Source organism: Streptomyces sp. NPDC048600 (assembly GCF_055587025.1).
In genome coordinates, this window is the sequence record NZ_JBVJGZ010000002.1 from 124,609 (window position 1) to 150,749 (window position 26,141).

23 protein-coding genes are annotated in these 26,141 nt (G+C 70.7%); 3 read left to right on the forward strand and 20 right to left on the reverse strand.

What is annotated here, in order from left to right:
- Positions 1 to 194: 194 nt before the first annotated feature.
- From nusB to ACZ6SQ_RS02755, 14 genes are all read right to left on the reverse strand, one after another.
- Positions 195 to 623: a transcription antitermination factor NusB gene (gene nusB / locus ACZ6SQ_RS02690; RefSeq protein ID WP_386377243.1), complete on the reverse strand. Its 429-nt coding sequence runs from the start codon at positions 621 to 623 to the stop codon at positions 195 to 197.
- 2 nt (positions 624 to 625) lie between these two features.
- The gene (efp, locus tag ACZ6SQ_RS02695; protein ID WP_330456698.1) at positions 626 to 1,192 is read right to left on the reverse strand and encodes an elongation factor P; all 567 of its coding nucleotides are present in this window, start codon (positions 1,190 to 1,192) and stop codon (positions 626 to 628) included.
- A gap of 49 nt (positions 1,193 to 1,241) precedes the next feature.
- Positions 1,242 to 2,348, reverse strand: a complete 1,107-nt coding sequence (locus ACZ6SQ_RS02700; protein WP_469555997.1) for an aminopeptidase P family protein — start codon at positions 2,346 to 2,348, stop codon at positions 1,242 to 1,244.
- Between the two features lie 170 nt (positions 2,349 to 2,518).
- On the reverse strand, positions 2,519 to 3,325 hold the full coding sequence (locus ACZ6SQ_RS02705) for a Pro-rich N-terminal domain-containing protein (protein WP_469555998.1): 807 nt from the start codon (positions 3,323 to 3,325) through the stop codon (positions 2,519 to 2,521).
- A gap of 151 nt (positions 3,326 to 3,476) precedes the next feature.
- The gene (gene aroB, locus ACZ6SQ_RS02710; protein WP_469556000.1) at positions 3,477 to 4,559 is read right to left on the reverse strand and encodes a 3-dehydroquinate synthase; all 1,083 of its coding nucleotides are present in this window, start codon (positions 4,557 to 4,559) and stop codon (positions 3,477 to 3,479) included.
- Positions 4,556 to 5,071 carry a shikimate kinase gene (locus ACZ6SQ_RS02715; protein WP_469556003.1) on the reverse strand — a complete coding sequence of 172 codons (516 nt, stop codon included), beginning with the start codon at positions 5,069 to 5,071 and terminating at the stop codon, positions 4,556 to 4,558. Before ACZ6SQ_RS02715 ends, aroB begins: the two co-directional genes overlap by 4 nt.
- Complete coding sequence (gene aroC / locus ACZ6SQ_RS02720) at positions 5,068 to 6,252, reverse strand: chorismate synthase (protein WP_469556006.1); 1,185 nt, start codon at positions 6,250 to 6,252, stop codon at positions 5,068 to 5,070. Before aroC ends, ACZ6SQ_RS02715 begins: the two co-directional genes overlap by 4 nt.
- Before the next feature lie 184 nt (positions 6,253 to 6,436).
- Entirely contained in the window at positions 6,437 to 6,835 is a 399-nt protein-coding gene (locus ACZ6SQ_RS02725) for a hypothetical protein (protein WP_469556007.1), read from the reverse strand.
- Between the two features lie 49 nt (positions 6,836 to 6,884).
- A complete protein-coding gene (locus ACZ6SQ_RS02730; RefSeq protein ID WP_469556011.1) occupies positions 6,885 to 7,721 on the reverse strand; it encodes a shikimate dehydrogenase in 837 nt (278 codons plus the stop codon).
- Entirely contained in the window at positions 7,721 to 9,370 is a 1,650-nt protein-coding gene (gene mltG / locus ACZ6SQ_RS02735) for an endolytic transglycosylase MltG (RefSeq protein ID WP_469556013.1), read from the reverse strand. Before mltG ends, ACZ6SQ_RS02730 begins: the two co-directional genes overlap by 1 nt.
- Positions 9,371 to 9,492: 122 nt before the next feature.
- A complete protein-coding gene (gene ruvX, locus ACZ6SQ_RS02740; protein ID WP_386377228.1) occupies positions 9,493 to 9,957 on the reverse strand; it encodes a Holliday junction resolvase RuvX in 465 nt (154 codons plus the stop codon).
- On the reverse strand, positions 9,957 to 12,629 hold the full coding sequence (gene alaS / locus ACZ6SQ_RS02745; protein ID WP_469556016.1) for an alanine--tRNA ligase: 2,673 nt from the start codon (positions 12,627 to 12,629) through the stop codon (positions 9,957 to 9,959). Before alaS ends, ruvX begins: the two co-directional genes overlap by 1 nt.
- On the reverse strand, positions 12,629 to 12,982 hold the full coding sequence (locus ACZ6SQ_RS02750) for a hypothetical protein (protein ID WP_469556018.1): 354 nt from the start codon (positions 12,980 to 12,982) through the stop codon (positions 12,629 to 12,631). The genes alaS and ACZ6SQ_RS02750 overlap by 1 nt, the downstream gene beginning before the upstream one ends.
- Before the next feature lie 9 nt (positions 12,983 to 12,991).
- Entirely contained in the window at positions 12,992 to 13,438 is a 447-nt protein-coding gene (locus ACZ6SQ_RS02755; RefSeq protein WP_386377225.1) for a DUF948 domain-containing protein, read from the reverse strand.
- 172 nt (positions 13,439 to 13,610) lie between these two features.
- Here ACZ6SQ_RS02755 and ACZ6SQ_RS02760 point away from each other — a divergent pair, with 172 nt between their 5' ends.
- On the forward strand, positions 13,611 to 15,797 hold the full coding sequence (locus ACZ6SQ_RS02760) for an ATP-binding protein (protein WP_469556020.1): 2,187 nt from the start codon (positions 13,611 to 13,613) through the stop codon (positions 15,795 to 15,797).
- A gap of 33 nt (positions 15,798 to 15,830) precedes the next feature.
- Here the strand turns inward: ACZ6SQ_RS02760 and rpsD are convergent, their stop codons facing one another.
- From rpsD to ACZ6SQ_RS02785, 5 genes are all read right to left on the reverse strand, one after another.
- Entirely contained in the window at positions 15,831 to 16,445 is a 615-nt protein-coding gene (gene rpsD, locus ACZ6SQ_RS02765; RefSeq protein WP_015661793.1) for a 30S ribosomal protein S4, read from the reverse strand.
- Positions 16,446 to 16,737: 292 nt separating this feature from the next.
- Entirely contained in the window at positions 16,738 to 18,093 is a 1,356-nt protein-coding gene (locus ACZ6SQ_RS02770; RefSeq protein ID WP_469556024.1) for a replication-associated recombination protein A, read from the reverse strand.
- A gap of 44 nt (positions 18,094 to 18,137) precedes the next feature.
- A complete protein-coding gene (locus tag ACZ6SQ_RS02775) occupies positions 18,138 to 18,794 on the reverse strand; it encodes a vitamin K epoxide reductase family protein (protein ID WP_469556027.1) in 657 nt (218 codons plus the stop codon).
- Between the two features lie 242 nt (positions 18,795 to 19,036).
- Positions 19,037 to 20,299, reverse strand: a complete 1,263-nt coding sequence (gene hisS, locus ACZ6SQ_RS02780) for a histidine--tRNA ligase (protein ID WP_469556029.1) — start codon at positions 20,297 to 20,299, stop codon at positions 19,037 to 19,039.
- Between the two features lie 13 nt (positions 20,300 to 20,312).
- The gene (locus ACZ6SQ_RS02785) at positions 20,313 to 21,020 is read right to left on the reverse strand and encodes an MBL fold metallo-hydrolase (RefSeq protein ID WP_469556032.1); all 708 of its coding nucleotides are present in this window, start codon (positions 21,018 to 21,020) and stop codon (positions 20,313 to 20,315) included.
- 139 nt (positions 21,021 to 21,159) lie between these two features.
- Here ACZ6SQ_RS02785 and ACZ6SQ_RS02790 point away from each other — a divergent pair, with 139 nt between their 5' ends.
- Complete coding sequence (locus tag ACZ6SQ_RS02790) at positions 21,160 to 21,975, forward strand: peptidylprolyl isomerase (protein WP_469556035.1); 816 nt, start codon at positions 21,160 to 21,162, stop codon at positions 21,973 to 21,975.
- A gap of 134 nt (positions 21,976 to 22,109) precedes the next feature.
- Positions 22,110 to 23,339, forward strand: coding sequence for a DUF349 domain-containing protein (locus tag ACZ6SQ_RS02795; RefSeq protein WP_469556038.1), 1,230 nt, complete (start codon positions 22,110 to 22,112; stop codon positions 23,337 to 23,339).
- 85 nt (positions 23,340 to 23,424) lie between these two features.
- On the opposite strand, the gene ACZ6SQ_RS02800 is transcribed toward ACZ6SQ_RS02795, so the two are convergent.
- Positions 23,425 to 25,956: a RelA/SpoT family protein gene (locus tag ACZ6SQ_RS02800; protein ID WP_469556041.1), complete on the reverse strand. Its 2,532-nt coding sequence runs from the start codon at positions 25,954 to 25,956 to the stop codon at positions 23,425 to 23,427.
- Positions 25,957 to 26,141: the final 185 nt, after the last annotated feature.

A 26,141-nucleotide genomic window follows, 5' to 3' on the forward strand; every position in this document is an offset into this window, starting at 1 on the left:
TGGCGGGAACCGTTCGGTTCCCGCCACCCCGGCGTTTTGCGTGGCCGCCGAGCGCTGTCCGACGCGCGGGCGGCGATGCGCCGGCCGCGACGCACAGACACGCACGAAAGGGGCGCGGGGAACCGGGACCGGCCACGGACGGCTCGCGGCCGCCCACCGGTCCCGGTTCCCCGCGCCCCTGGCGCTCCGTCTCGCTACGCGCGCCGCAGCGTCGGCTTGAGCTCCTTCAGACGCCCCAGCAGGCCGTTGACGAAGGCGGGCGAGTCGTCCGTGGAGAACTCCTTCGCCAGCTGCACCATCTCGTCCAGCACGACCGCGTCGGGCGTCTCGTCGACCCAGATCAGCTCGTACGCGCCGAGGCGCAGAATGTTGCGGTCGACGACCGGCATCCGGTCGAGCGTCCAGCCGACCGAGTACTGCGAGATCAGCTCGTCGATCCGCCGCTCGTACTCGGCGTAGCCCTCGACCAGCTGCATCGTGTACTCGCTGACCGGCGGCTGCCGGGTGTCGGCCCGGGAGAGCCGGATCCAGTCCGCGAGGACCGTCAGGACATCGACGCCGCGCTGGTCGCCCTCGAAGAGGATCTGGAAGGCGCGCTTGCGGGCCGTGTTGCGAGCAGCCACGGTTAGCTGTTCACCCGGCCGAGGTAGTCGCTGGTACGGGTGTCCACCTTGATCTTCTCACCGGTGGTGATGAAGAGCGGAACCTGGATCTGGTGACCGGTCTCCAGGGTGGCGGGCTTGGTGCCACCGGTGGAGCGGTCGCCCTGGACGCCCGGCTCGGTCTCGGCGATGACCAGCTCGACGGCGGCCGGCAGCTCGACGAAGAGCACCTCGCCCTCGTGCTGGGCGACGGTGGCCGAGAAGCCCTCGATGAGGAAGTTGGCCGCGTCGCCGACCGTCTTGCGGTCGATCATCAGCTGGTCGTACGTGTCCATGTCCATGAAGACGAAGTACTCGCCGTCCATGTACGAGAACTGCATGTCGCGCTTGTCGACAGTGGCCGTCTCGACCTTGACGCCGGCGTTGAAGGTCTTGTCGACGACCTTGCCGGAAAGCACGTTCTTGAGCTTGGTGCGCACGAAGGCAGGGCCCTTGCCGGGCTTGACGTGCTGGAACTCGACGACGGACCAGAGCTGGCCGCCTTCGAGCTTGAGCACCAGGCCGTTCTTGAGGTCGTTCGTGGAAGCCACGGTTCCGGAATCTCCTGGACTGACGTACGACCCCGGGGCACGCACCTCGTCAGAGGGCGAGCAGCTCCTTGGTCGTGATGGTGAGTAGCTCGGGTCCGCCGTCCGCCTCGGGGCGTACGACGAGCGTGTCATCGATCCGGACGCCGCCCCGGCCCGGGAGGTGAACCCCCGGTTCGACGGTGACCGGCACGCAAGCGTCCAGTTTACCCATTGCCGCGGGGGTCAACTGAGGGTCCTCGTCGATTTCGAGTCCGACCCCGTGACCGGTGAGCGGTGCGAGTCCCTCCGCATAGCCCGCGGAGTCCAGTACCTGACGTGCGGCGCGGTCCACGTCCCGGTACGTCGCGCCCGGCACCAGCGACTCCCGGCCGGCCCGCTGCGCCGCGAAGACGAGGTCGTACAACTCGATCTGCCAGTCCGCCGGCGTGGTCCCGATGACGAAGGTGCGCCCGATCTCACAGCGGTAGCCGCGGTAGTTCGCGCCGAGGCACACGGAGAGGAAGTCGCCCTCCTCCACCCGGCGGTCGGTGGGGCGATGGGCGCGGCGTCCGGCGTTGGGTCCGGTGGCGACGGAGGTGGGGAAGGCCGGGCCGTCCGCGCCGTGGTCGACGAGCCGCCGCTCCAGCTCCAGCGCGAGGTGGCGCTCGGTGCGGCCGACCAGGATGGATTCGAGCAGTTCCCCCAGCGCCTGGTCGGCGATCTCGGCGCCGATGCGCAGACAGGAGATCTCCTCCTCGTCCTTGACCACCCGGAGCTGCTCCACGGCGCCGCCCACGTCACCGAGGCGCAGGGCCGGGGCGACGTTCCGCAGGGCCCGGTGCCGGGCCACCGTGAGGTGGTGCTCCTCGACCGCGAGGGAGTCCGCGCCCTGGGCCTGCGCGAGATCGGCGGCCGCGACGGCCGGATCACCGCCGGCGCGGGGCAGCGTGTGCAGACGCAGCGCCTCGTCGGCGCGGCCCTCGACGACCGGGTCGTCCGGGGGGCCGGTGCACACGAGCAGGTCCTCGTGCTTACCGAGAAGCAGTACGGCGCCCAGCGGGGCCGCGCCCGCGAGGTACCGCACATTGGCGGGGCGGGAGATCAGCGCCGCCGCGCTGCCGGCCGCGTTGCAGCGCTCTCGTAGCCGCGTTCGGCGGGATGCGTGCACCTCTGACATGAACCGAGCGTACGAGGGGTGGCCGGATGTCGCCGGTCGAGAAAGCCATCCGTGGCGCGAATGCCGTGAGCGGCGCCCGGCCGCAGAAGGAGAGCCGGGCGTCCCGGGAGACGGCTACCGGCGGTGCATGGGCGGGAGAACACCGCGAAGCGGCGAGACGGCGGGCGCCGTCACCACTTCGGCGGACTCGCCACCGCCCTGGCCAACACCTCGTCCAGCACCCGCGCCGTCCCCGGAACATCCAGCTGGGAGTTGTCGATGATGGGCAGCCCCGACCCGTACCACCCGGCCATCCGGCCGTGGATACGGGCGACCTCCTCGTCGGACAGCCGCCGGTTCCCCGAGCGCTCCGCGTTCCGCTCCAGGACGATCTCCAGCCCCGGCAGCAGCACGACAGGAAGCAGCCCGGGCCCCACATGCCGCTTCCACCCGCCGAGCCCCACCACGGGCCGGTCGGGGAACACCGCGTCGTCGAGGATGCAGGAGATCCCGTTGGCGAGGAAGTTGCGCGCGGCGAAGCCGCAGGTCCGGCGGGCGAGCCGGTACTGCGCCTCGGAGTGGTCGTTCCACCCGGACTGCGGGTCGGCGAACCCCGAGCGCACCCACTCGCGGACGTCGTCCAGGCTGATGTGGGCCGTCGGCACCCGGCGCCGCCCGGCCCAGTACTTCGCGACACTGGTCTTGCCGGCCCCCGCGGGCCCTATGAGCAGCACGGCGAGCGTGGTGGTCTGCGGGTCGGGCCCCATCACGGCCGGTGGCGCGCTCGGCACCCCGACCGGCCCGCCGGGCGGCAGCGGGACATGCCCGGTGGTGTCGGCGGGCGGCCCCGGCGGCGGCGCGGTGAAGCCGTGCGCGGGGGGCGGTGGCGGAACCGGGTGGTGCTGACCCTGCTGCTGCGCGGCCGGAGTCCAGCTCACGGCCGGTCCGTGCCCCGGCTGGTGGGGCGGCGGCAGCGGAGACCCCACTGCGTGCTGCATCCGGTGCCACTCCGTCTCGTACAGGCAATGGGCGGTGGCGGCGGGGCGGACCCGCTCCCTACCGAACGGTACCGCCCCCGGCCGTCCTTTGGTGAACGGCGGGGGGCGGCCACAAGTGCCCGGCAGGGCAGGCGAATCGGGCGGAGCGGACTTACTGCCCCACTTCGCCGTACGCCGCGAGCAGCACGGCCGGATCGGGACCCTCCAGGACCGTCGGCTTGGCCAGACCGTCCAGCACGATGAAGCGCAGCAGGTCACCGCGGGACTTCTTGTCGACCTTCATGGCCTCCAGAAGCTTGGGCCACTGGTCGTACCGGTAGTGCAGGGGCAGACCGACCGCCTCGAGGATGGCGCGGTGCCGGTCCGCCGTGGCGTCGTCCAGGCGGCCCGCCACACGGCCCAGTTCGGCGGCGAAGTGCATGCCGACCGCGACCGCGGCACCGTGGCGCCACTTGTAGCGCTCGTTCTTCTCGATGGCGTGGCCGAGGGTGTGACCGTAGTTGAGGATCTCCCGCAGGCCCGCCTCCTTCAGGTCCGCGGAGACCACCTCCGCCTTGACCCGGATCGAGCGCTCGATCAGCTCCGCGGTGTGCGGACCCGCGGGCGTACGGGCCGCCTCGGTGTCGGACTCGATGAGCTCCAGGATCACCGGGTCGGCGATGAAGCCGGCCTTGATGATCTCGGCGAGCCCGGAGACGTAGTCGTTGACCGGGAGGGAGTCCAGCGCGGCCAGGTCGCAGAGCACACCGGCCGGCGGGTGGAAGGCGCCGACCAGGTTCTTGCCCTCGGCGGTGTTGATGCCGGTCTTGCCGCCGACGGCCGCGTCGACCATGGCCAGGACCGTGGTGGGGACGGCGATCCAGCGCACGCCCCGCAGCCAGGTCGCGGCCACGAAGCCCGCGAGGTCCGTGGTCGCCCCGCCGCCGACGCCGACGACGACGTCGGTGCGGGTGAAGCCGGACTGGCCCAGCGCCTTCCAGCAGTAGGCCGCGACCTCGGCGGTCTTGGCCTCCTCGGCGTTGGGCACCTGGATCGCGACGGCCTCGTAGCCCTGCCCGGCCAGATCGGCGCGCAGCGCGTCACCGGTCTCGGCCAGCGCCTCGGGGTGGATGACCGCGACCCGCTTGGCCTTCGGGCCGATCAGACCGGCCAGCTCGCCCAGGAGCTGACGGCCCACCAGCACGTCGTACGGGTCGTTGCCGCCGACGTGGATCGTCGTCACCGTCTCGCTCATGCTTCCTTCAACTCCAGTGCGTCCAGGGCGGCCCGGGTGACCTCCTCGGGCGTACGGCCGTCGGTCGCGACGACCGCCGTGGCGACCTCCTCGTACAGGTGCCGCCGGGCCTCCATCAGTTCGCGCCACTGCTTGCGCGGGTTCACGGTGAGCAGCGGCCGGGCCACGTTCAGCCCGGTGCGCCGGACCGCCTCCTCGACGTCCATGGAGAGGTAGACGACGGGGCGGCCGGCCAGCAGTGCGCGGGTGTCCGCGTCGAGCACGGCGCCGCCGCCGAGCGCGAGGACGCCCCCGTGCTCGGCGAGGGCACTGGCGACCGCCCGTTTCTCCAGGGCGCGGAAGGCGGGCTCGCCCTCCTCGACGAAGATGTCGGAGATCTCCCGGCCCTCGGCGGCGACGATGTCCGCGTCGGTGTCCCGGTAGGCCACGCCGAGCCGCTCGGCCAGCAGCTGTCCGACGGTGGACTTGCCCACGCCCATCGGACCGACCAGGACGACCAGCGGTCCGCTCATCGGATGTGCAGGTTGTCGAGGTACGACGTCACGTTGCGCCGGGTCTCCACGACGCTGTCGCCGCCGAACTTCTCCGCCACCGCGTCGGCCAGCACCAGCGCGACCATCGCCTCGGCGACGATACCGGCGGCCGGGACCGCGGAGACGTCGGAGCGCTGGTGGTGCGCCTGGGCGGCCTCGCCCGTGCTGACGTCCACCGTCTGGAGCGCGCGCGGCACGGTCGCGATGGGCTTCATCGCGGCACGCACCCGCAGCAGCTCGCCGGTGGACAGGCCGCCCTCGGTGCCGCCGGCCCGGCCGGAGGCCCGCTTGATGCCCTCCGGCGTGTTCACGATCTCGTCGTGGGCCTGGGAGCCGGGCACCCGCGCCAGCTCGAAGCCGTCACCGATCTCGACGCCCTTGATCGCCTGGATGCCCATGAGGGCGCCGGCCAGCCGGGCGTCGAGCTTGCGGTCCCAGTGCACATGCGAACCGAGACCCACGGGAACGCCGTACGCCAGCACCTCGACGACACCGCCCAGGGTGTCGCCGTCCTTGTGGGCCTGGTCGACCTCGGCCACCATCGCCTTGGAGGCGTCGGCGTCGAGGCAGCGCAGCGGGTCGGCGTCCAGCTTCTCGACGTCGGCCGGGGTCGGGTACACGCCCTGCGGGGCCTTCACGGAGCACAGCTCCACGACGTGCGAGACGATCTCGATGCCGGCCGTCTCCTTGAGGTAGGAGCGGGCGACCGCGCCGAGTGCGACCCGGGCCGCGGTCTCACGGGCGGAGGCGCGCTCCAGGATCGGACGGGCCTCGTCGAAGCCGTACTTCTGCATGCCCGCGAGGTCGGCGTGGCCGGGGCGGGGACGGGTCAGCGGTGCGTTGCGGGCCATCTGGGCGAGCTCGGCCGGGTCCACCGGGTCGGCCGACATGACCTGCTCCCACTTGGGCCACTCGGTGTTGCCCACCATGACCGCGATGGGAGAACCGAGGCTGAGGCCGTGCCGGACGCCACCGAGGAAGGTGACCTCGTCCTGCTCGAACTTCATCCGGGCACCACGTCCGTAACCGAGCCGGCGCCGGGCCAGGTGGTCCGCCACCATCTCCGTGGTGATCGGCACGCCGGCCGGAAGGCCCTCCAGCGTCGCCACGAGTGCGGGGCCGTGCGACTCCCCCGCGGTCAGCCAGCGCAACCTGCTCAACGGTGCTCCTCAATGCTCGCGCCCCGGTCACTGCCTGCGTACGCGTCTCGGCGCGTACGGCGACGGCGAGACCAGGTGCGCGGCCCTGGGCCCGCCATCACCGATCCTCCCATGTCCGTGCCGCTGTCCCGGCCGTCGGTCCATCAGACGGACGGAACCTGACACAGAACCTGACAGGACTTCGTCAGACCGAGCCGTCCTGGCGCGGCTGAGCGGGCGCGTAGGCCCCGAGGAAGTCGGCCCCGCTGGACTGCGCCGGAGCACCGGTCCCCTGCGCCCGGGCCTGCGCCTGCGGCGCGTACGGCCCCAGGAAGTCGGCGCCGCTGGGCTGCGCCGGGGCGGCCTGCGGCGCGTACGGGCCCAGATGGTCGGCCCCGCTGCCCTGCGACGGCGCCATGACCTGCACCCCGGAGCGCCGGGCCCGGCGCTGGTCGATCTTCCCCTTGATCGAGACGCCCCACGCGACGACGACGATCAGCACGACCAGCGCCAGCACGGTGATCTGCACCCACTCGGGCATGAACTTCAGCAGCGCCTCGAAGATCTCGCTCTTCCCGGACGCGAGCTGCACACCGGAATCCATCAGATGCTGTCCCCCTTCCGGCCCCGCCCCCTGCGGGACCGACCGGATCTTAGCGCCGTTCGGTGAGCGCCCGCTCACCCGCCCTGCGCATCGCGTCCAGCGGCGCCGGGGAGCGGCCCGTCATCTGCTCGACCTGGAGGACGGCCTGGTGGACCAGTAGGTCCAGGCCGCTCACGACGGCGCCGCCGTACGCCGACCAGCGGGCGGCGAGCTGGGTGGGCCAGGGGTCGTAGAGCACGTCGAAGAGGGCGGCGGGGCGCTCGGGGAGGTGGGGGGCGAGGGCGTCGGTGGCACCGGCGGGGGTGGTCGCGACGACCAGGGGCGCGCGCAGCGCCTGCTCGGCGTCCGCCCAGTCGGCGATGCGCACCTCGACTTCCAGTCGCTCGGCCCACTGCCGCATCTCGGCGGCCCGGGCCTCGCTGCGGACGTAGACCGAGATCTCTCCGGTGCAGACGCGGGCGAGGGCGGCCAGCGCGGAGGAGGCGGTGGCGCCCGCGCCCAGGATCGCGGCCGCGTCGACCTTGTCGATGCCGTGCTCGCGCAGGGCCGCGACGATCCCGGGGATGTCGGTGTTGTCCCCGCGGCGGGTGCCGTCCGCGCCGAACACCACGGTGTTCACGGCGTCCACGGAGGCCGCGGTCTCGCTGACGGAGTCCAGCAGCGGGATGACCGCCCGCTTCAGCGGCATGGTCAGCGACAGCCCCGCCCACTCCGGGCCGAGCCCCTCGACGAAGCCGGGCAGCGCCGCCTCGTCCACCTCGAACCGGTCGTACGACCAGTGCGTGAGCCCCAGTTCCTCGTACGCGGCGCGGTGCAGCACCGGGGAGAGGGAGTGGTCGATCGGGGAGCCGAGCACGGCTGCCCTGCGAGGCGCGGCGGCGGTCATCAGCTGTTCCTGGAGGCGTTGAACTCTTCGACGAGCCTCTGGTGCTCGGCGTTCGTCTTGGTGAACTTACTGGTCTTGCCGTCGAGCGAGATGAAGTAGTACCAGCCGTCGTCCGTCGGCTTCAGCGCGCCCTTGAGCGCGTCCTCGCCCGGGTTGCTGATCGGTCCGGGCGGCAGACCCCGGTAGTAGTACGTGTTGTACGGGTTGTCGTAGTTCCGCAGCTCTTCGAGCGTGAGGTCGATCTTGCTCTGGTTCTTGATGTAGTTGTACGTGGAGTCGAACTCCAGCTTCCCGTACGTCTGCGGGTTGCCGGACTTCCTGCGGTTGTAGACGACCTCGGCCATCTTGCGGAAGTCGTCGTGGCTGGTGCCCTCGGCCTGGACCAGGCTCGCGACGGTGATCAGCTGCCAGGGGTCCTCGAGTCCGAGGCTCTCGGCCTTCTTCTCGACGCCCATGTCCTCGTACGTCTCGGTGGCCCGGGCCACCATCTGTTTCAGGACGTCCTTGGGCTTCTGGCCCTTGGCGACCGCGTAGCTGGAGGGGTAGAGGAAACCTTCGAGCGGGTCCTTGACGTTCTCGTGGTTCTGCGCCCACTCGGGCAGGCCGAGGCTCTCCCAGTCCTCCTTGGCGATCTTGGCCGTGGTGCCCTTGTCGAGCTCCAGGCGCGTGTCGATGACCTCGTAGACCTTGGCGTTGCGCCAGCCCTCGGCGATGATCAGGTTGCTGCGGCTCTCGTCACTGAGCATCAGTTCGACAGCGCTTTCGGCCGACATCTCCTGCTGGAGCGTGTAGACGCCGTCCTGGATGCTCTTGCCGTCGGGGTTCTGCTGCTGGGCGGCGACGAAGGCGTCGACGCTCTTGACCACACCGGCCCGCTTCAGCTCCTGACCGATGACGGCGCCCGTCGCGCCCTTGGGGATGGTGACGGTGACCTGCTCGCCGTTGCCGCCGCCCGCGAAGTCCGGCGCCGAGCCGAAACGATCCTGGTAGAACTGGTAGCCGAAGTAGCCGACACCGGCGACGCCGCCGGCGAACACCAGGGCGACGACCAGGCAGGCGCAGCCGCTGCGGCTCTTCTTGTTCTTGGCGCCTTTGCCGCCACGGCCCCGGCGGTCTCCGCGGCCGCGCCGGTCGCCCGGCTCGTCGTCGAAGTCGTCCTCGTCGTCGTTCCCACCCGCGAAGAAGTCGCTCTCGCCCTGGTCCGGGCCCGGGTCCCACTCGGGCTCGGGCTCGGGTTCGGGACGGCGGCGGGAGGGCGGCTCGGGCGGCGGGTAGGCGTCGGGGGTCTGGTAGAAGTCGGGCCGCTGGTCACCGTAGGCCTGGGCCTGCTGCCCGTAGGGGTCGACGGGGTCACCCGGGTAGGGGGCCTGCGGGTGGCTGCCCGTGCCCCAGCCGCTGTTGTCGTACTGCTGCTGGTGCTGCTGTCCGTAGTGCTGGGGGTACTGCTGCTGTTGCGGCCGGCCGTAGGGGTCCACCGGGTTGCCCCACTGGTCGTACTGCTGCTGCGGCTGCTGCGGGTACTGCTGCTGGCCGCCGTAGGCAGACTGATGACCCTGCTGGGCCTGCTGTCCTTCCCATCCGCCGTCCCCGTACAACGGGTCCTGCGGATGCCACGGTTCGGAGCCTTGGCCCCGGCCATACTCAGTCATCGATCCCCTAGAGCCGCGAGGCGGAGCCGATGGGCCGTGGGGAGCCCGGTTCCGTTCCGCCTCTTCTTGTGCGGTGGCTGTTCGAACGCCGCCACATCGCGCGGAACGTTACCGTATCGCGATCAGATGACCACTTCGACGCCCTCGCCCGGAGCTTTACCTGACACCCGTTCGGATTCCAGCGCCTGCTGGAGGATGATCACGGCGGCTGCCTGGTCGATGACGGAACGGCCCTTCTTGGACTTCACGCCCGAGGCGCGCAGACCCTGACTGGCTGTGACGGTTGTCATCCGCTCGTCCACGAGCCTCACCGGAATCGGCGCGATCATGCGTGCGAATTCCTGGGCGAAGCCGCGGACCTTCAGGGCGGCGGGGCCCTCGCCCCCCTTGAGGGAGCGAGGGAGACCGACGACGACCTCGATCGGCTCGTACTCCTCGGCCAGTTGCTTCAGCCGACGCTGCGCCGCGGGGATGTCCCGGCCGGGCACGGTCTCCACCGGGGTGGCGAGGATCCCGTCGGGGTCGCACGAGGCGACCCCGATACGGGCGTCCCCGACGTCGATGGCGAGCCGACGTCCTCTGCGCATTACTTGGCCGTCTCCGCGACCAGGCGCTCGACGGCGTCCACGGCCTCGCCGACGGCGGCCGGGTTCTGGCCACCGCCCTGGGCGACGTCCGGCTTGCCGCCACCGCCGCCGCCGAGGGTCTTGGCGGCGGTACGCACCAGCTCACCGGCCTTCAGACCACGCTCACGGGCGGCCTCGTTGGTGGCGATGACCGTCAGCGGCTTGCCGTTGTTGACGGTGAACAGGGCCACCACCACGGCCCGGCCGCCCTGGATGCGGCCACGCACGTCGAGGACCAGCTTGCGCAGGTCGTCCGGCGTGGTGCCGTCCGGGACCTGACCGGTGACCAGGGCGACGCCGTGGACGTCCTTGGCGGAACCGGCGAGACCGGCGGCGGCCTGGAGCACCTTCTCCGCGCGGAACTTCTCGATCTCCTTCTCGGCGTCCTTCAGCTTGCCGAGCATGGCGGAGACCTTCTCCGGCAGCTCCTCCGGACGGCCCTTGATCAGCTCCTGGAGCTGGGCGACGACCGTGTGCTCACGGGCGAGGAAGTTGTAGGCGTCGACGCCGACGAGGGCCTCGATACGGCGGACACCCGAGCCGATCGACGACTCGCCGAGCAGCTTGACCAGGCCGAGCTGGCTGGTGTTGTGGACGTGCGTGCCGCCGCACAGCTCCTTGGAGAAGTCGCCGATGGTGACCACACGGACGCGCTCGCCGTACTTCTCGCCGAACTCGGCGATGGCGCCCTGCTTCCTGGCCTCGTCGATGCCCATGACCTCGGCGTGCACGTCCAGGTCGCGGGCGAGCACCTCGTTGATCTTCTGCTCGACGTCGGTCATCACGGCCGTGGGAACGGCGGACGGCGAACCGAAGTCGAAGCGGAAACGGCCGGGCTGGTTCTCGGAACCGGCCTGGGCGGCCGTCGGGCCGAGGGCGTCGCGCAGGGCCTGGTGGGTGAGGTGGGTGGCCGAGTGGGCACGGGCGATGGCCGTACGGCGGCGGGAGTCGATGGAGGCGTGGGCCTTGGCACCGACGGTGACCTCGCCGAACTGGACGACGCCCTTGTGGACGTACACCCCGGGCACCGGCTTCTGGCAGTCGCGGATCTCGATGACGGCACCGGAGTCGACCTTGATCCGGCCGGTGTCACCGATCTGGCCGCCGCCCTCGGCGTAGAACGGCGTGCGGTCCAGGACGATCTCGACCTCGTCGCCCTCGGTGGCGGCCGGGGAGGAGGCGCCGTCGACGAGGATGCCGACGATCGTCGACTCGCCCTCGGTGTCGCCGTAGCCGATGAACTCGGTCTCGCCGACCTTGTCGGCGATCTCCCGGTAGGCACCGGTGCCGGCGTGGCCGGTCTTCTTGGCCTGGGCGTCCGCCTTGGCGCGCTCCCGCTGCTCCTTCATCAGGCGGCGGAAGCCGTCCTCGTCCACGGACAGCCCCTGCTCGGCGGCCATCTCCAGGGTGAGGTCGATCGGGAAGCCCCAGGTGTCGTGGAGCAGGAAGGCCTTGTCGCCGGCGAGGACCGCGCTGCCGGCGGCCTTGGTCTCGGTGACGGCGGTGTCGAGGATGTTGGTGCCGGCCTTCAGCGTCTTGAGGAAGGCGTTCTCCTCCGCGAGGGCGACCTTCTCGATGCGCTCGCGGTCGGTGATCAGCTCCGGGTACTGCTGGCCCATCATGCCGATCACGGTGTCGATCAGGTCCTTGACGACCGGACCGGTGGCGCCGAGCAGCCGCATGTTGCGGATGGCGCGGCGCATGATGCGGCGCAGCACATAGCCACGGCCCTCGTTGCCCGGGGTGACGCCGTCGCCGATGAGCATCGTGGCGGTGCGCATGTGGTCGGTGACCACGCGCAGGGAGACGTCCGAGGCGTGGGCGGCGCCGTAGCGGACACCGGTCAGCTCGGTGGCCTTGCCGATGACGGCCATGGAGGTGTCGATCTCGTACATGTTCTGCACGCCCTGCAGAATCATGGCGAGGCGCTCCAGGCCGAGGCCCGTGTCGATGTTCTTGCTCGGAAGCTCGCCGAGGATCTCGAAGTTGTCCTTGCCGATGCCCTCGCCGCGCTCGTACTGCATGAAGACGAGGTTCCAGATCTCCACGTACCGCTCGTCGTTGACGGCGGGGCCGCCCTCGACGCCGAACTCGGGGCCGCGGTCGTAGTTGATCTCGGAACAGGGGCCGCACGGGCCGGGCACGCCCATGGACCAGTAGTTGTCCTTCATGCCCAGGCGCTGGATGCGCTCCTTGGGCACGCCGACGACCTCGTGCCAGATGCGCTCGGCCTCGTCGTCGTCCTTGTAGACGGTGATCCAGAGCTTCTCCGGCTCCAGGCCGTAACCGCCCTTGTCCTGGGGGCTGGTGAGCAGCTCCCAGGCGTACTTGATGGCGCCTTCCTTGAAGTAGTCGCCGAAGGAGAAGTTGCCGCACATCTGGAAGAACGTGCCGTGGCGGGTGGTCTTGCCGACCTCTTCGATGTCCGGCGTGCGCACGCACTTCTGCACGCTGGTGGCACGGTCGAACGGCGGCTTGACCTCACCCAGGAAGTAGGGCTTGAAGGGCACCATGCCGGCGGGGACCAGGAGCAGAGTCGGGTCGTCCGCGATGAGCGACGCCGAAGGGACGACGGTGTGCCCGCGCTCCTCGAAGAAGCTCAGCCAGCGGCGGCGGATCTCAGCCGACTCCATCAGTGGTCCTCATTCCGGTTGTTCGTGCTGTTCCGGTACACCGTGGACTCGATGTACTTGGGGTTGCTGCGGTTCTCGATGGCGGAGTGCCGCCGGGGCGCGGGGAGTTCGGGGCGCTCGTCGATGCCGAGTGCCTCTTCGAGCTCGGCCTCCCGCTGGGCCATGTTGTCGCGGACGTCCAGGGCGAAGCCCACCGCGCGGTCCTTCAGTCGCTGACCGGTCTCGATCGCCTTGTTCGTGGCGGTGACGGCGAGATGCTCGGGGGTCAGCTGCTTGAGCTTGCGGTTGACCTTGGTGGTGGCCCACACACCGGCGGCGACGCCCGTGGTGAACCAGAAGCTGCGGCGGAACATCGGTCGGTGTCAGCTCCTCTTCCTGCGGGTTTCTCGCTTTTCCCGCCGGGTGCCCCCGACCGTACGGCCCACGATCACGGTACGCCGGGGCGCCTGCGCGGGCACGTCGTCGCCCCGGCCGCCCAGGGCCCGGCGCACGCCGTACCCGAACGCGGCGATCTTGACCAGGGGGCCGCCGAAGGTGGAGGCGACGGTCGTGGAGAGCGCGGAGGCGTTCGACGTGACCTCCTGGACGTCGGAGGCGATCGCGTCCACCCGGTCGATCTGGGTCTGTGCGGAACGCACCGCCGCCGAGGCGTCGGCCAGCAGCGGTACGGCCTGGTCCGTCACGTCCGCGACCAACTTGGTGGTCGCCCTGAGCGTCTGGGCCAGCCTCGCGAGTGCCACCGCGAGGAAGGACACCAGGATCGCCCAGAAGACGGCCACCAGGATCCCGGCCACCTCTCCACCGGACACCTTGCGCACCCGCTCCCTGATACGTGCTCTGAACTTCGGAACCCTGAAAAAGCAGTGCACCGAGCCTATCGCGCCATGGATGGCGCACCGTACCGGATTAGGGCCCGGGCCGAAGCGGAATACCGCTGCGCGATTGTACGGAGTGATTACGGTTCAGTACGCTCCGTGTCCTATGCGAGGGGAACAGGGCGCCGGGGAGCCGGGCCGGGGCAATCTGCCCGCGGAGCTGGACGCGTTCGTGGGCCGCACGGCCGAGCTGGGCGGGCTGGCGGCCGCGCTGGACGCCTCCCGTCTGGTGACCGTGACCGGGGGCGGCGGGGTCGGCAAGTCACGGCTCGCCGCCCACGCGGCCGCGCGGCGCCGCCTTCCGCACGGGGTGTGGCGGGTGGAGCTGGCCGCGTTACGCGACCCGGACTTCATCGCGTACACGCTGATGGAGGCCCTCCGGCTGACCGACCAGACCACCCGGCAGCCCCGCGAGACCCTGCTCGAACAGCTCGAGGGACGCGAACTCCTGCTGGTCCTCGACGGGTTCGAACATCTGGTGGAGTCCTCCGCCGAACTCGTGGGCGAACTGCTGCGGCGACTGCCCGGACTGCGGGTGCTGGCCGTCGGACGCCGCCCGCTCGCCCTGGCCGGCGAACGGCTGTTCCCGCTCACCCCGCTGGACCCGGACGACGCGGTGGAACTCCTGCTGGAACGCGCCGCCGCCCAAGGACTCGGCCTGAGCGCCACGGACCGGCGGGTGCGCGAACTGTGCCGGCGCCTGGACGGCATCCCCCTCGCCGTCGAACTGGCCGCGGGCAGGCTGCGCGCCCTCTCCCCCGCCCAGATGCTGGACCGGCTCGACGACCGGTTCCGGCTGCTCACCGGGGGCGGCCGCGACGCCCTGCCCCGCCACCAGACGCTGCGCACCGCGATCGGCTGGAGCCACGAGCTGTGCACCCCCGAGGAGCGGCTGCTGTGGTCGCGGCTGTCGGTGTTCGCCGGACAGTTCGACCTGGAGGCCGTGGAGTACGTGTGCAGCGGCGACGAACTGCCCGCCGCCGACGCCCTCGACGTGCTCGGCGCGCTGCTCGCGCAGTCCGTGGTGGCCCGCGAGGACACCCCGGCCGGGCCGCGCTACCGCATGCTCGACACCGTGCGCGCCTACGGCACCGAGTGGCTGGAGGCGACGGGCGACGCCGAGCGGCTGCGCCGCAGACACCGCGACTGGTACCTGGGCTTCGCCACCCTGTGCGAGCTCGACTGGTTCTCGCCCCGGCAGGACGAGGTCGCCGCCCGCGTCGAGGCGGAACTGCCGAATCTGCGGCTCGCCCTGGAGAACAGCCTGTCCGACCCGGACGAGGCACATCTGGGCCAGTACCTGGCGGGCGCGCTCTGGTTCTGCTGGGTCGGCTGCGGCCGGCTGCCGGAGGGACGGCGCTGGCTGGAGCGCAGCGTCGAACTGCCCTCCCCCGAGGAGCCCGCCCAGGAGCAGTCCCGGCTCAAGGCCCTGTGGGTGCTCGGCTATGTCGCCGTGCTCCAGGGTGACGCGGTGGCCGCGCTGGCGGCACTGCACGAGTGCCGGGAGGAGGCCGAACGGCTTGGCAGCGCGACGGCGGCGGCCTACGCCGAGCACCGCACGGGCTGTCTTGCCCTGGTCACCGACGACATGGCCCGCGCGGAGACGCTGCTGCGCTCGGCGCTGGAGCGCTACCAGGAGATCGGCGAGCTCAACAGCAATGTGCTGATGGGCCAGGTGGAGCTGGCCATGGCCCGCGCCTTCCAGGGCGATCTGCCGGGCGCGGTGCGGCTGAGCGAGGACGTGCGCCGGGTGTGCGAGGACCACGGAGAGCGCTGGGCCCGTTCCTACGCGCTGTTCGTGCTGGCGTACGCGGCCTGGGGCGACGGCGATCCGGGACGCGCGAGGTCGCTGCTCACGGACTGCCTGGCCGCAGCGGACGGCTTCAACGACCTGCTCTGCTCGGTGCTGGTGGTGGAGCTGCTGGCGCTGGTGACCGTGGCCGAGGGTGACCCGGCCGAGGCGGCGGTGCTCCAGGGCGCGGCGGCGGGGATGTGGCCCTCGGTGGGGCTGCCGCTGTTCGGCTCGGCCTACTACAACCGGCCGCACGAGCTGTGCGAGGCCGCGGCCCGCGAGGAGTTGGGCGACGCCCGCTACGAGGAGTGCGTACGGCTCGGCGGGCGGCTCGGCCGGCGCGCGGCGGTGGCACGGGCCCTCGGCCGCTCCGGTCCCCGCTCGCCCGAGGCACCCGAGGAGACGGGGACCGCCGGGCCGGTTCGGCAGACCCGGGGCGCCGCGGACACGCGGAAGCCCGCCGCCTCCCCCACCCGCAGGGGCGGGGAGACGACGGGCTGAGTACCGCGAGTGGTGGTACCTGGCCTGCTGGGATCAGCGGGCGTAGTACTCGACGACGAGCTGCTCGTCGCAGATCACCGGGATCTCCTTGCGGTTCGGCTCACGGTCCAGGCGGAACGCCAGGGCCTTGAGGTTCACCTGGAGGTAGCGCGGGGTCTCACCCTCGGGGGCGAAGCCGCCCTCACGGGCGATGGAGAAGAGGGTCTTCTCACGGCTGCGCTCGCGGACCATCACGACGTCGTCGGGACGAACGCGGAAGGACGGCTTGTCGACCTTCTGGCCGTTGACCTCGATGTGGCCGTGGACGACCATCTGGCGGGCCTGGTAGATCGTGCGGGCGATGCCCGAACGCAGGACCAGCGCGTCGAGACGGCGCTCGAGCTCGATGATCAGGGCCTCACCGGTCTTGCCCTGGACCTTGGAGGCACGCTCGTAGGCGCGGACGAGCTGACGCTCGGACACGTCGTACTGCGCGCGCAGACGCTGCTTCTCGAGCAGACGGACCTTGTAGTCCGAGTTCTGCTTGCGGCCGCGGCCGTGCTCACCCGGCGGGTAGGGACGGGCCTCGAAGTACTTGACGGCCTTCGGGGTCAGCGCGATGCCGAGGGCACGCGACTTCTTGACCTTGGGGCGGGACTGGTTCGCCACTGTTTCTCATTTCCTAGTTCGGCTCGTCAGAGTTGTGGGAGGTCGCATCCGCAGCCGGGGAAACCCGCCGGTCCCGTTGCCGGGCCTGGTGGGCAGCCGCTCCCCTGGTCTGGGCACATACGTGCAGCACGCGAGTGGCCCACCGGCCGCTCCCGGGACTCCGGGTGGTGGTGGGCTGCCCGCGACACCGATCGACGGTGCGCGACGCTCCTGGAACCCCCTGAGGGGTTCCGGCCGGTCGTCCCGCTCTGACTGCGCGGGACTCGGCACTTCGGAGCAGTCTACAGGCCTGTCACGACCGCCTGCGACCGAGGCGCTGACGGGTCCACTCCACGGCGTCCGCGTACCGGGCCTCGCCGCCGTGCCTGGTCGGGGTGTAGTACTCGCGGTCCTTCAGGGCGTCCGGCGCGTACTGCTGGCCCGCGATGCCCTCGGGCAGGTCGTGCGGGTACACGTACCCCTGCGCGTGGCCCAGCTTGGCCGCGCCCTTGTAGTGCCCGTCGCGCAGATGCGCCGGCACGGGCCCGGCGAGTCCCTTGCGTACGTCGTCCAGGGCGGCGCCGATCGCGGTCGTCGCGGCGTTGGACTTCGGCGCGAGGGCGAGCGCGATCGTGGCGTGGCTGAGGGTGAGGGCGGCCTCGGGGAAGCCGATCATCGCGACGGCCTGGGCGGCGGCCACGGCTATGGGCAGCGCGTTCGGGTCGGCCAGGCCGATGTCCTCGCTGGCGGAGATCATCAGGCGGCGGGCGATGAAGCGGGGGTCCTCGCCGGCCTCGATCATCCGGGCCAGATAGTGCAGGGCTGCGTCGACGTCGGAGCCGCGGATCGACTTGATCAGGGCACTGGCCACGTCGTAGTGCTGGTCGCCGTCGCGGTCGTACTTCACGGCCGCGCGGTCGACGGTCTCCTCCAGGGTGGTGAGGGAGATCTCCCCCTCGCCCTTGTCCAGGGCGGCCCCGGCGGCGGCCTCCAGGGCGGTCAGGGCGCGGCGGGCGTCGCCCCCGGCGATGCGCAGCAGATGGTCGGCGGCCTCGTCGGGAAGGCCGACCGTGTCCCTGAGACCGCGCTCGTCGGTCAGGGCGCGCTTGAGCAGGTCCCGGACGTCGTCGTCGGTGAGCGGTTCCAGGGTGAGCAGCAGGGAGCGGGACAGCAGGGGCGAGATCACCGAGAAGTACGGGTTCTCGGTGGTCGCCGCGATCAGGGTCACCCAGCGGTTCTCGACGGCCGGGAGGAGGGAGTCCTGCTGGGCCTTGCTGAAGCGGTGGATCTCGTCGAGGAAGAGGACGGTCTCCTTGCCGTAGCCACCGGTGGCGCGACGGGCGCCGTCGATGACCGCGCGGACCTCCTTGACGCCCGCGGTGATCGCGGAGAGCTCCACGAAGCGCTTGTCGGTGGCCTTGGAGACGACGTAGGCGAGGGTGGTCTTGCCGGTGCCGGGCGGGCCCCAGAGGATCACCGAGGAGGGTCCTGCCGGTCCCCCGGCGCCCTCGCCGACGAGTCTGCGCAGGGGGGAGCCCGGCTTGAGCAGGTGCTGCTGGCCCACGACCTCGTCGAGGCCGCGCGGGCGCATACGGACGGCCAGGGGACTGCTCGTCGGGTCCTTCTCCTGGCGTTCTTCGGCTGCGGCGGTGAACAGATCGGGCTCCACGGGAGAAACCCTAAATCACCGCACTGACAATCCCCTCCGGGCTGTCAGCTGGTCCAGAAGTCCCACCAGCGGGTCAGGATCAGCATGCCGATGATGCCGATGTGCAGCACGGGCATGACCCAGGTGAACTCGCCGAAGAAGCTCTTGAGCCAGTTCGGGGCGGGCAGGAAGCCGTTGCGGATATTGAACGAGGTCACGTACCAGAACATGACGATCGTGGCGACCCAGGCCAGGCAGCACCACAGGCACAGGGCGTTGATCCGGTACAGCGACTGGAACATCAGCCAGGCGCAGAAGCCGACGCCGAAGAGGGTTCCGGCGTTGAAGGTGAGCCAGTACCAGCGCGGGAAACGGGCGCGGGCCAGCAGGCTGACGCCGACGCCGATCACGATGCCGTAGGCGACGAGGCCGAGCATCGGGTTGGGGAAGCCGAAGACGGAGGCCTGGTCGCTCTCCATCACGCTGCCGCAGGAGACCACCGGGTTGAGACTGCACCCGGGCGTGAAGGTCTTGCCCTCGGCCTTCGCCTCCAGCAGCTTGAACTTGTCGATCGTGATGACCCAGGCGGCCAGCAGGCCCAGCGCGCCCGTGATCACGAGCAGCAGGGCGAAAGCGCGGCTGCCGCCGGCCGTGCGTGGCTCCACGACGGCGGACCGGGGCTCGGGCTCCGTCGAGACGTCCTGGAGTGTCGTCTTGCTCATCACGCCGATTCCGTCACTGGAGAGGTGGAACATCTTCGGGCAGGGGCCATTGTGCCGCACTCGCCTGTGTGCGCACCGTTCGCTCCGCATAAGGAAGTACGTCCGTTCAGCCGGGAGCGTTCGGCTCTGGACTGGTGTCCGGACGCCCGGCGCACCCCGCGGGTGCGTGTCCGGACAGGCATGCGAAAGGGCGCCCGGTGCCGTCCGGCCCCGGGCGCCCTTCTCACGTCACGCGCGCGTGCTCAGCCGAGCCGCGCCGCCAGTTCCGCCACGATCTCGCCCACGCCGATCGGGCCCTGCTCACCCGATTCCATGTCCTTGAGCTGGACGACGCCCTCGGCGAGGTCGCGCTCTCCGGCCACCAGGGCGTAGCGCGCGCCCGAGCGGTTGGCCGCCTTCATGGCCGCCTTCAGGCCCTTCCCGCCGTAGGAGAAGTCCGCCGCGATCCCGGCCCTGCGCAGCTCGGTGACCTTGGCGAACAGCACCCGGCGGGCCTCCTCGCCGAGCGGGACGGCGAACACGCTGGTGGACGCGGGCAGTTCGAGCTCGATGCCCTCGGCCTCCAGGGCGAGGACCGTGCGGTCGACGCCGAGGGCCCAGCCGACGGAGGGCAGCGCGGGGCCGCCGATCATCTCGGACAGACCGTCGTAGCGGCCGCCGCCGCCCACCGCGGACTGGGAGCCCAGGCCGTCGTGGACGAACTCGAAGGTCGTACGGGTGTAGTAGTCCAGGCCGCGCACCAGCTTGGCGTCGTCCTCGAAGGCGACCCCGGCGGCCGTGATCAGCTCGCGGACCTCCTCGTGGTAGGCCTTGCAGGCGTCGCACAGGTAGTCGCGCAGCAGGGGCGCGTCGGTGAGCTGCTTCTGGACGTCCGGGCGCTTGTCGTCGAGGACGCGCAGCGGGTTGATGTCGGCGCGGCGCAGGGTGTCCTCGTCGAGGTCGAGACCGCGCAGGAAGTCCTGGAGGGCGGCCCGGTAGACGGGACGGCACTCCTTGTCGCCGAGGCTGTTGAGCAGGATGCGGAAGTTGCTGAGGCCCAGCGAGCGATACGCCTGGTCGGCCAGGATGATCAGCTCGGCGTCCAGGGCCGGGTCCTCGGCTCCGATCGCCTCGGCGCCGACCTGGGAGAAGTGGCGGTAACGGCCCTTCTGGGGGCGCTCGTAGCGGTAGTACGAGCCGGAGTACCAGAGCTTGACCGGGAGGTTGCCCGCCTTGTGCAGACTGGCCTCCAGGGCGGCGCGCAGCACGGACGCGGTGCCCTCGGGACGCAGGGCGAGCTGGTCGCCGCCCTTGGTCGTCAGCGTGTACATCTCCTTGGTGACGATGTCGGTGGACTCACCGACACCGCGCGCGAACAGCTCGACGTTCTCGAAGCCGGGCGTCTCGATGTAGCCGTAGCCGGAGTTGCGCAGGGGGGCGGCGATGGCCTCGCGGACGGCGAGGTACTTGGCGCTGTCCGGCGGGATCAGGTCGTACGTGCCCTTGGGGGCCTTGAAGGTGCTCACGGAAAGTCTCTCGTCACATTCCTCGTCGGGGAGCCTCGGTCGCTCCCTGGCCGGCCGCCACCTGCCGCAGATACGGGTTGGTGGCGCGCTCCCGGCCGATGGTCGTCTGGGGGCCGTGGCCGGACAGCACCACGGTCGAGTCCTCGAGCGCCAGGCACACACGGGCCAGCGAGTCGAGCATCTCGGCCATGTCACCGCCGGGCAGGTCGGTGCGTCCGATGGAGCCGGCGAACAACAGATCGCCCGAGAACAGGATCGGCGGGATGTCCGCCGCCTCGGGCATGCCGAAGGTCACCGACCCCTTGGTATGGCCGGGCGCGTGCGCCACGGTCAGCTCCATGCCGGCCAGCTCCAGCCGGGCGCCGTCGGTGAGCTCCTTGACGTCGTCCGGCTCCCCCACGGTCAGCTCGCCCATCAGCGGCATGCCGATGGAGCGGCCGAGCGCCTTCTCCGGGTCGCTCATCATGTACCGGTCCTCGGGGTGGATCCAGGCCGGTACGTCGTGCGCTCCGCAGACCGGGACGACCGAGGCCACATGGTCGATGTGGCCGTGGGTGAGGACGACGGCGACGGGCTTGAGCCGATGCTTCTTCAGTGCTTCCTCGACTCCGGGGGCCGCCTGATGGCCCGGGTCGATGATCACGCACTCCTCACCGGCGGCGGGGGCGACGAGGTAGCAGTTCGTCCCCCAGGCCCCGGCGGGGAACCCGGCAATGAGCACGATCGTCCTTCGTTGTGTCGGTTCGGGTGGCTTGCGATTGGGCTACGCCTGAGGTCAGAGACTACCGGCGCTGCCGATTCCTCAGCGAACCCATATACGGTACGGGGCAACACAGACGGACGTACGAGGAGACAACCCCGTGGTCACCCAGGAACAGCGGCGGCGCCAGCTCGCCCGGGAGAAGTTCTTGCGGCAGCAGCAGCGGCGCACCGACGCACGGCGCAAGGCGAAGGCCCGCAACGCGGTCGTCGCATCGGTGCTCGGCGTGGTCCTGGTGGGCAGCCTCGCGCTGTACACGACCGGGGTGCTGAAGGACGACAAGGACGACAAGGCCAACGCGAGCGCGAGCGCGGAGCCGACGCCGAGCGCGCCGAAGGACCCCTGCGAGAAGCCCGCCGAGGGCGCGGTCAAGACGCAGACGTGGAAGAAGGAGCCGGCTGTCGCCGTCGACAAGTCGGCGAAGTACACGATGAAGCTCGCCACGACGTGCGGTGACATAGACATCGCGCTGAACGCGTCGGCGGCCCCGCACACCGTGAACTCGTTCGACTTCCTGGCCGGCAAGGGCTACTTCGACCACACCAAGTGCCACCGGCTCACCACCAACGGCATCTTCGTGCTCCAGTGCGGCGACCCGACGGGCAGCGGCAGCGGCGGTCCGGGCTACACCATCCCGGACGAGAACCTGAAGGACAAGAGCCTCAAGGGCGGGGTCTACCCGGCCGGCACGGTTGCGATGGCGAACACCGGGCAGGCGCACAGCGGCGGAAGCCAGTTCTTCCTCGTCTACCAGGACAGTCAGCTGCCGCCCAGCTACACACCGTTCGGTACCGTTTCCGAGTCGGGCATGACGGTTCTGAAGAAGATCGCCGCGGCGGGCGAGAACACGGGCGCCGGGGACGGCGCACCGAACGCGACCGTTGTGATCGACAAGGCGACGGTCGCCAAATCCTGACCGCCAACTGCGGAACTTCGGTCGCGCGGGATGCGGACAGGCGCCCCGCCGGTCGCCTATGTTGGCCGTGACGAAACTGTGGACGATGCCCGGGGGCTCGAGGCCCCTCGCAGGCATCATGTGGAGGAGGCGCTGTGAGCAGCGACCCGTGGGGCCGCGTCGACGAGACGGGGACCGTGTACGTGCGTACGGCCGAGGGCGAGCAGGTCGTCGGTTCCTGGCAGGCCGGCACTCCTGAGGAGGCGCTGGCCTACTTCGAGCGCAAGTACGAGGGCTTGGTTGTCGAGATCGGCCTCCTCGAGAAGCGGGTGAAGACCACCGACCTGTCGGCGAAGGACGCCCAGACCGCCATCGACCATTTGCGCGAGCAGGTTGAGGCGCACCACGCGGTCGGCGATCTGGACGCGCTGCGGGTCCGGCTGGACAAGCTCGGGGGCACGGTCGAGTCGCGTCGCGAGGAGCGCAAGGCGCAGCGGGCCAAGCAGACGGACGATGCCCGTCACGCCAAGGAGGCGCTGGTCGTCGAGGCCGAGGAGCTGGCGCAGTCCGACCAGTGGCGGGCGGCCGGTGAGCGGCTGCGCGCGCTGGTGGACACCTGGAAGGGGCTGCCGCGTCTCGACCGCAAGTCGGACGACGAGCTGTGGCACCGCTTCTCGCACGCGCGCTCCGCGTTCTCCAAGCGGCGCAAGGGTCACTTCGCGCAGCTGGACGCGCAGCGCGAGGAGGCCCGCCGGACCAAGGAGCGCCTGGTCGCGGAGGCGGAGGCTCTGTCGAACTCCACTGACTGGGGTCCGACGGCCGCGCGGTACCGCGATCTGATGACCGAGTGGAAGGCGGCCGGCCGGGCGCAGCGCGAGCACGAGGACGACCTGTGGAACCGCTTCCGCGGCGCCCAGGACGTGTTCTTCGCGGCGCGTGGCTCGGTGTTCGCCGAGCGGGACGCGGAGCAGTCGGAGAACCTCAAGCTCAAGGAGGAGCTGGCCGAGGAGGCCGAGAAGATCCTCCCCGTGACGGACCTGAAGGCGGCGCGTGCCGCGTTCCGGTCGGTCAACGAGCGCTGGGAGGCCATCGGTCATGTCCCGCGTGACGCCCGGCCGAAGGTCGAGGGCCGGATGCACGCGGTCGAGCGGGCGATCCAGGAGGCCGAGGAGGCCGAGTGGCGCCGGACGAACCCGGAGGCACGCGCGCGTGCCGCGGGTCTGACCGGGCAGCTCCAGGCCGCCGTGGACAAGCTGCGCGGTCAGATCGACCAGGCGCGTGCCCAGGGCAACAACGCCAAGGCCGACAAGCTGGAACGTGAGCTGGAGGGCCGTCAGGCACTGCTGGACCAGGCTCTGAAGGGTCTTCAGGAGTTCGGCGGCTGACGCTGTCCTCCGGATGGACGACGTGGAAGGGGCTCCCCGCGGGGAGCCCCTTTCTCGTGCCGTGGAGGCGTTGCCGTGGAAGGCGTTACGACCGGCTGCGGGCCGAGGTCACCCGGTAGACGTCGTAGACGCCCTCGACGCCGCGTACCGCCTTCAGGACGTGGCCGAGGTGCTTGGGGTCCCCCATCTCGAAGGTGAAGCGGGAGGTGGCCACCCGGTCGCGGGAGGTCTGGACGGCCGCGGAGAGGATGTTGACGTGCTGGTCGGAGAGCACCCGGGTGACGTCCGACAGCAGCCGGGACCGGTCCAGGGCCTCGACCTGGATGGCGACCAGGAACACCGAGGACTGGGTCGGCGCCCACTCGACCTCGAGGATGCGCTCGGGCTCGCGGGACAGTGACTCCACGTTGACGCAGTCGGTGCGGTGAACCGATACGCCACTACCGCGGGTGACGAAGCCGATGATCGGGTCGCCCGGCACGGGCGTACAGCAGCGGGCCAGCTTGACCCACACGTCGTCGACGCCCTTGACCACCACGCCGGGGTCGGCGCTGGAGCGGCGCTTGCGGCTGCGCCCGCGGGCGGGCGGCACGCTCTCGTCGATCTCCTCGGTGGCCGCCTCCTCGCCGCCGAAGGCCTGGACGAGCTTCTGCACGATGTGCTGCGCGGAGACATGGCCCTCGCCGATCGCCGCGTACAGCGCGGAGATGTCCGAGTAGCGCATCTCGTGCGCGAGGGTGACGAGGGAGTCGCCGGTGAGGATGCGCTGGATCGGCAGGTTCTGCTTGCGCATCGCGCGGACGATGGCGTCCTTGCCCTGCTCGATGGCCTCGTCGCGGCGCTCCTTGGAGAACCAGGCGCGGATCTTGTTGCGCGCCCGGGGCGACTTGACGAAGCCCAGCCAGTCCCGGGAGGGCCCGGCGCCCGCGGCCTTGGAGGTGAACACCTCCACCAGGTCGCCGTTGTCCAGGGTGGACTCCAGCGGGACCAGGCGGCCGTTGACCCGTGCTCCTATCGTGCGATGGCCGACCTCGGTGTGGACGGCGTAGGCGAAGTCGACCGGGGTGGCGCCCGCGGGGAGCGCTATGACGTCGCCCTTGGGGGTGAAGACGAAGACCTCGTTGCGGGAGAGGTCGAAGCGCAGGGACTCCAGGAACTCGCCCGGGTCCTCGGTCTCCTTCTGCCAGTCCAGCAGCTGCCGCAGCCACGCCATGTCGTTGATGGCGTCCTTGTCCTTGCCGGAGGACTTCGGCGCGTCGGTGCGGACCTTGGAGGCGCCCGCGACGGCCTCCTGCTTGTACTTCCAGTGCGCGGCGATGCCGTACTCGGCGCGGCGGTGCATGTCGAACGTGCGGATCTGGAGCTCGACGGGCTTGCCGTTGGGGCCGATGACCGTCGTGTGCAGCGACTGGTACATGTTGAACTTCGGCATCGCGATGTAGTCCTTGAACCGGCCGGGGACCGGGTTCCAGCGCGCGTGCACGGTGCCGAGGGCCGCGTAGCAGTCGCGGACGGTGTCCACGAGGACGCGGATGCCGACCAGGTCGTAGATCTCCGCGAAGTCACGGCCGCGGACGATCATCTTCTGGTAGACGCTGTAGTAGTGCTTGGGCCGGCCGGTGACGGTGGCCTTGATGCGGGCCGCGCGCAGGTCCTGCTGGACCTCGTCGGTCACTATGGCCAGGTACTCGTCACGCTTGGGTGCCCTTTCGGCCACCAGCCGGACGATCTCGTCGTACATCTTGGGGTAGAGGATCGCGAACGCGAGGTCCTCCAGCTCCCACTTGATGGTGTTCATGCCCAGGCGGTGGGCGAGGGGCGCGTAGATCTCCAGGGTCTCGCGCGCCTTCTTCTCCTGCTTCTCGCGCTTGAGGTAGCGCATGGTGCGCATGTTGTGCAGGCGGTCGGCGAGCTTGATGACCAGCACGCGGGGGTCCTTGGCCATCGCCACGACCATCTTGCGCACGGTCTCGGCCTGTGCGGCCTCGCCGAACTTGACCTTGTCCAGCTTGGTGACGCCGTCGACGAGCAGGGCGACGACGTCGCCGAAGTCGCGGCGCAGGTCCTCCAGGCCGTACTCGGTGTCCTCGACGGTGTCGTGCAGCAGGCCCGCCATGAGGGTGGCCGGATCCATGCCCAGCTCGGCGAGGATCGTGGTCACGGCGAGGGGGTGCGTGATGTACGGGTCGCCGCTCTTGCGCTTCTGGCCCCGGTGCCAGCGCTCGGCGACCTGGTACGCCTTCTCGATCTGGCGCAGCGTCGACGTCTCGATCTTGGGGTCGTTGCTGCGGACTATCCGCAGCAACGGTTCCAGGACCGGGTTGTAGGGGTTGGCGCGCTGGACGCCGAGCCGGGCGAGGCGGGCGCGGACCCGGTTGGAGGAGCCGGAGCGGGCCTGCGGCTGCGCGGCCGCGGGGCGGATCGGAGGCGTGGGCGCGGGGCGCTCGGGGGGAGCCGGTTTGGGGCGCGCTGCCTCGGCCGGCCGTTCGACGGGCGCGGACTGGGCGTGCTCGACCGTCCCGCGGTTGTCGTCCTTCGCGTGCGACGCGGGCGGGGCCGCGGGCTCCGAGGCGCGCTCGGGCTTGGCGGCGGTCAGGTGCTGGGCCTCGTCTGGCAAGAGGGCTCCTCGTGCGCTTTCCGGGTCCCCCGGTCAGGCTCCGGAGCCCCCATGGTAGCGATGCTGGGCCACAGGATCGCCTTCAGGCCCGGCGGTCGCCTGTACACCGACAAACAGCGAGGGCGGGCTCCGGATTCCTCCGGGCCCGCCGCATCGCTGTGTGACCTGCTGTTTCATAAGGGAAC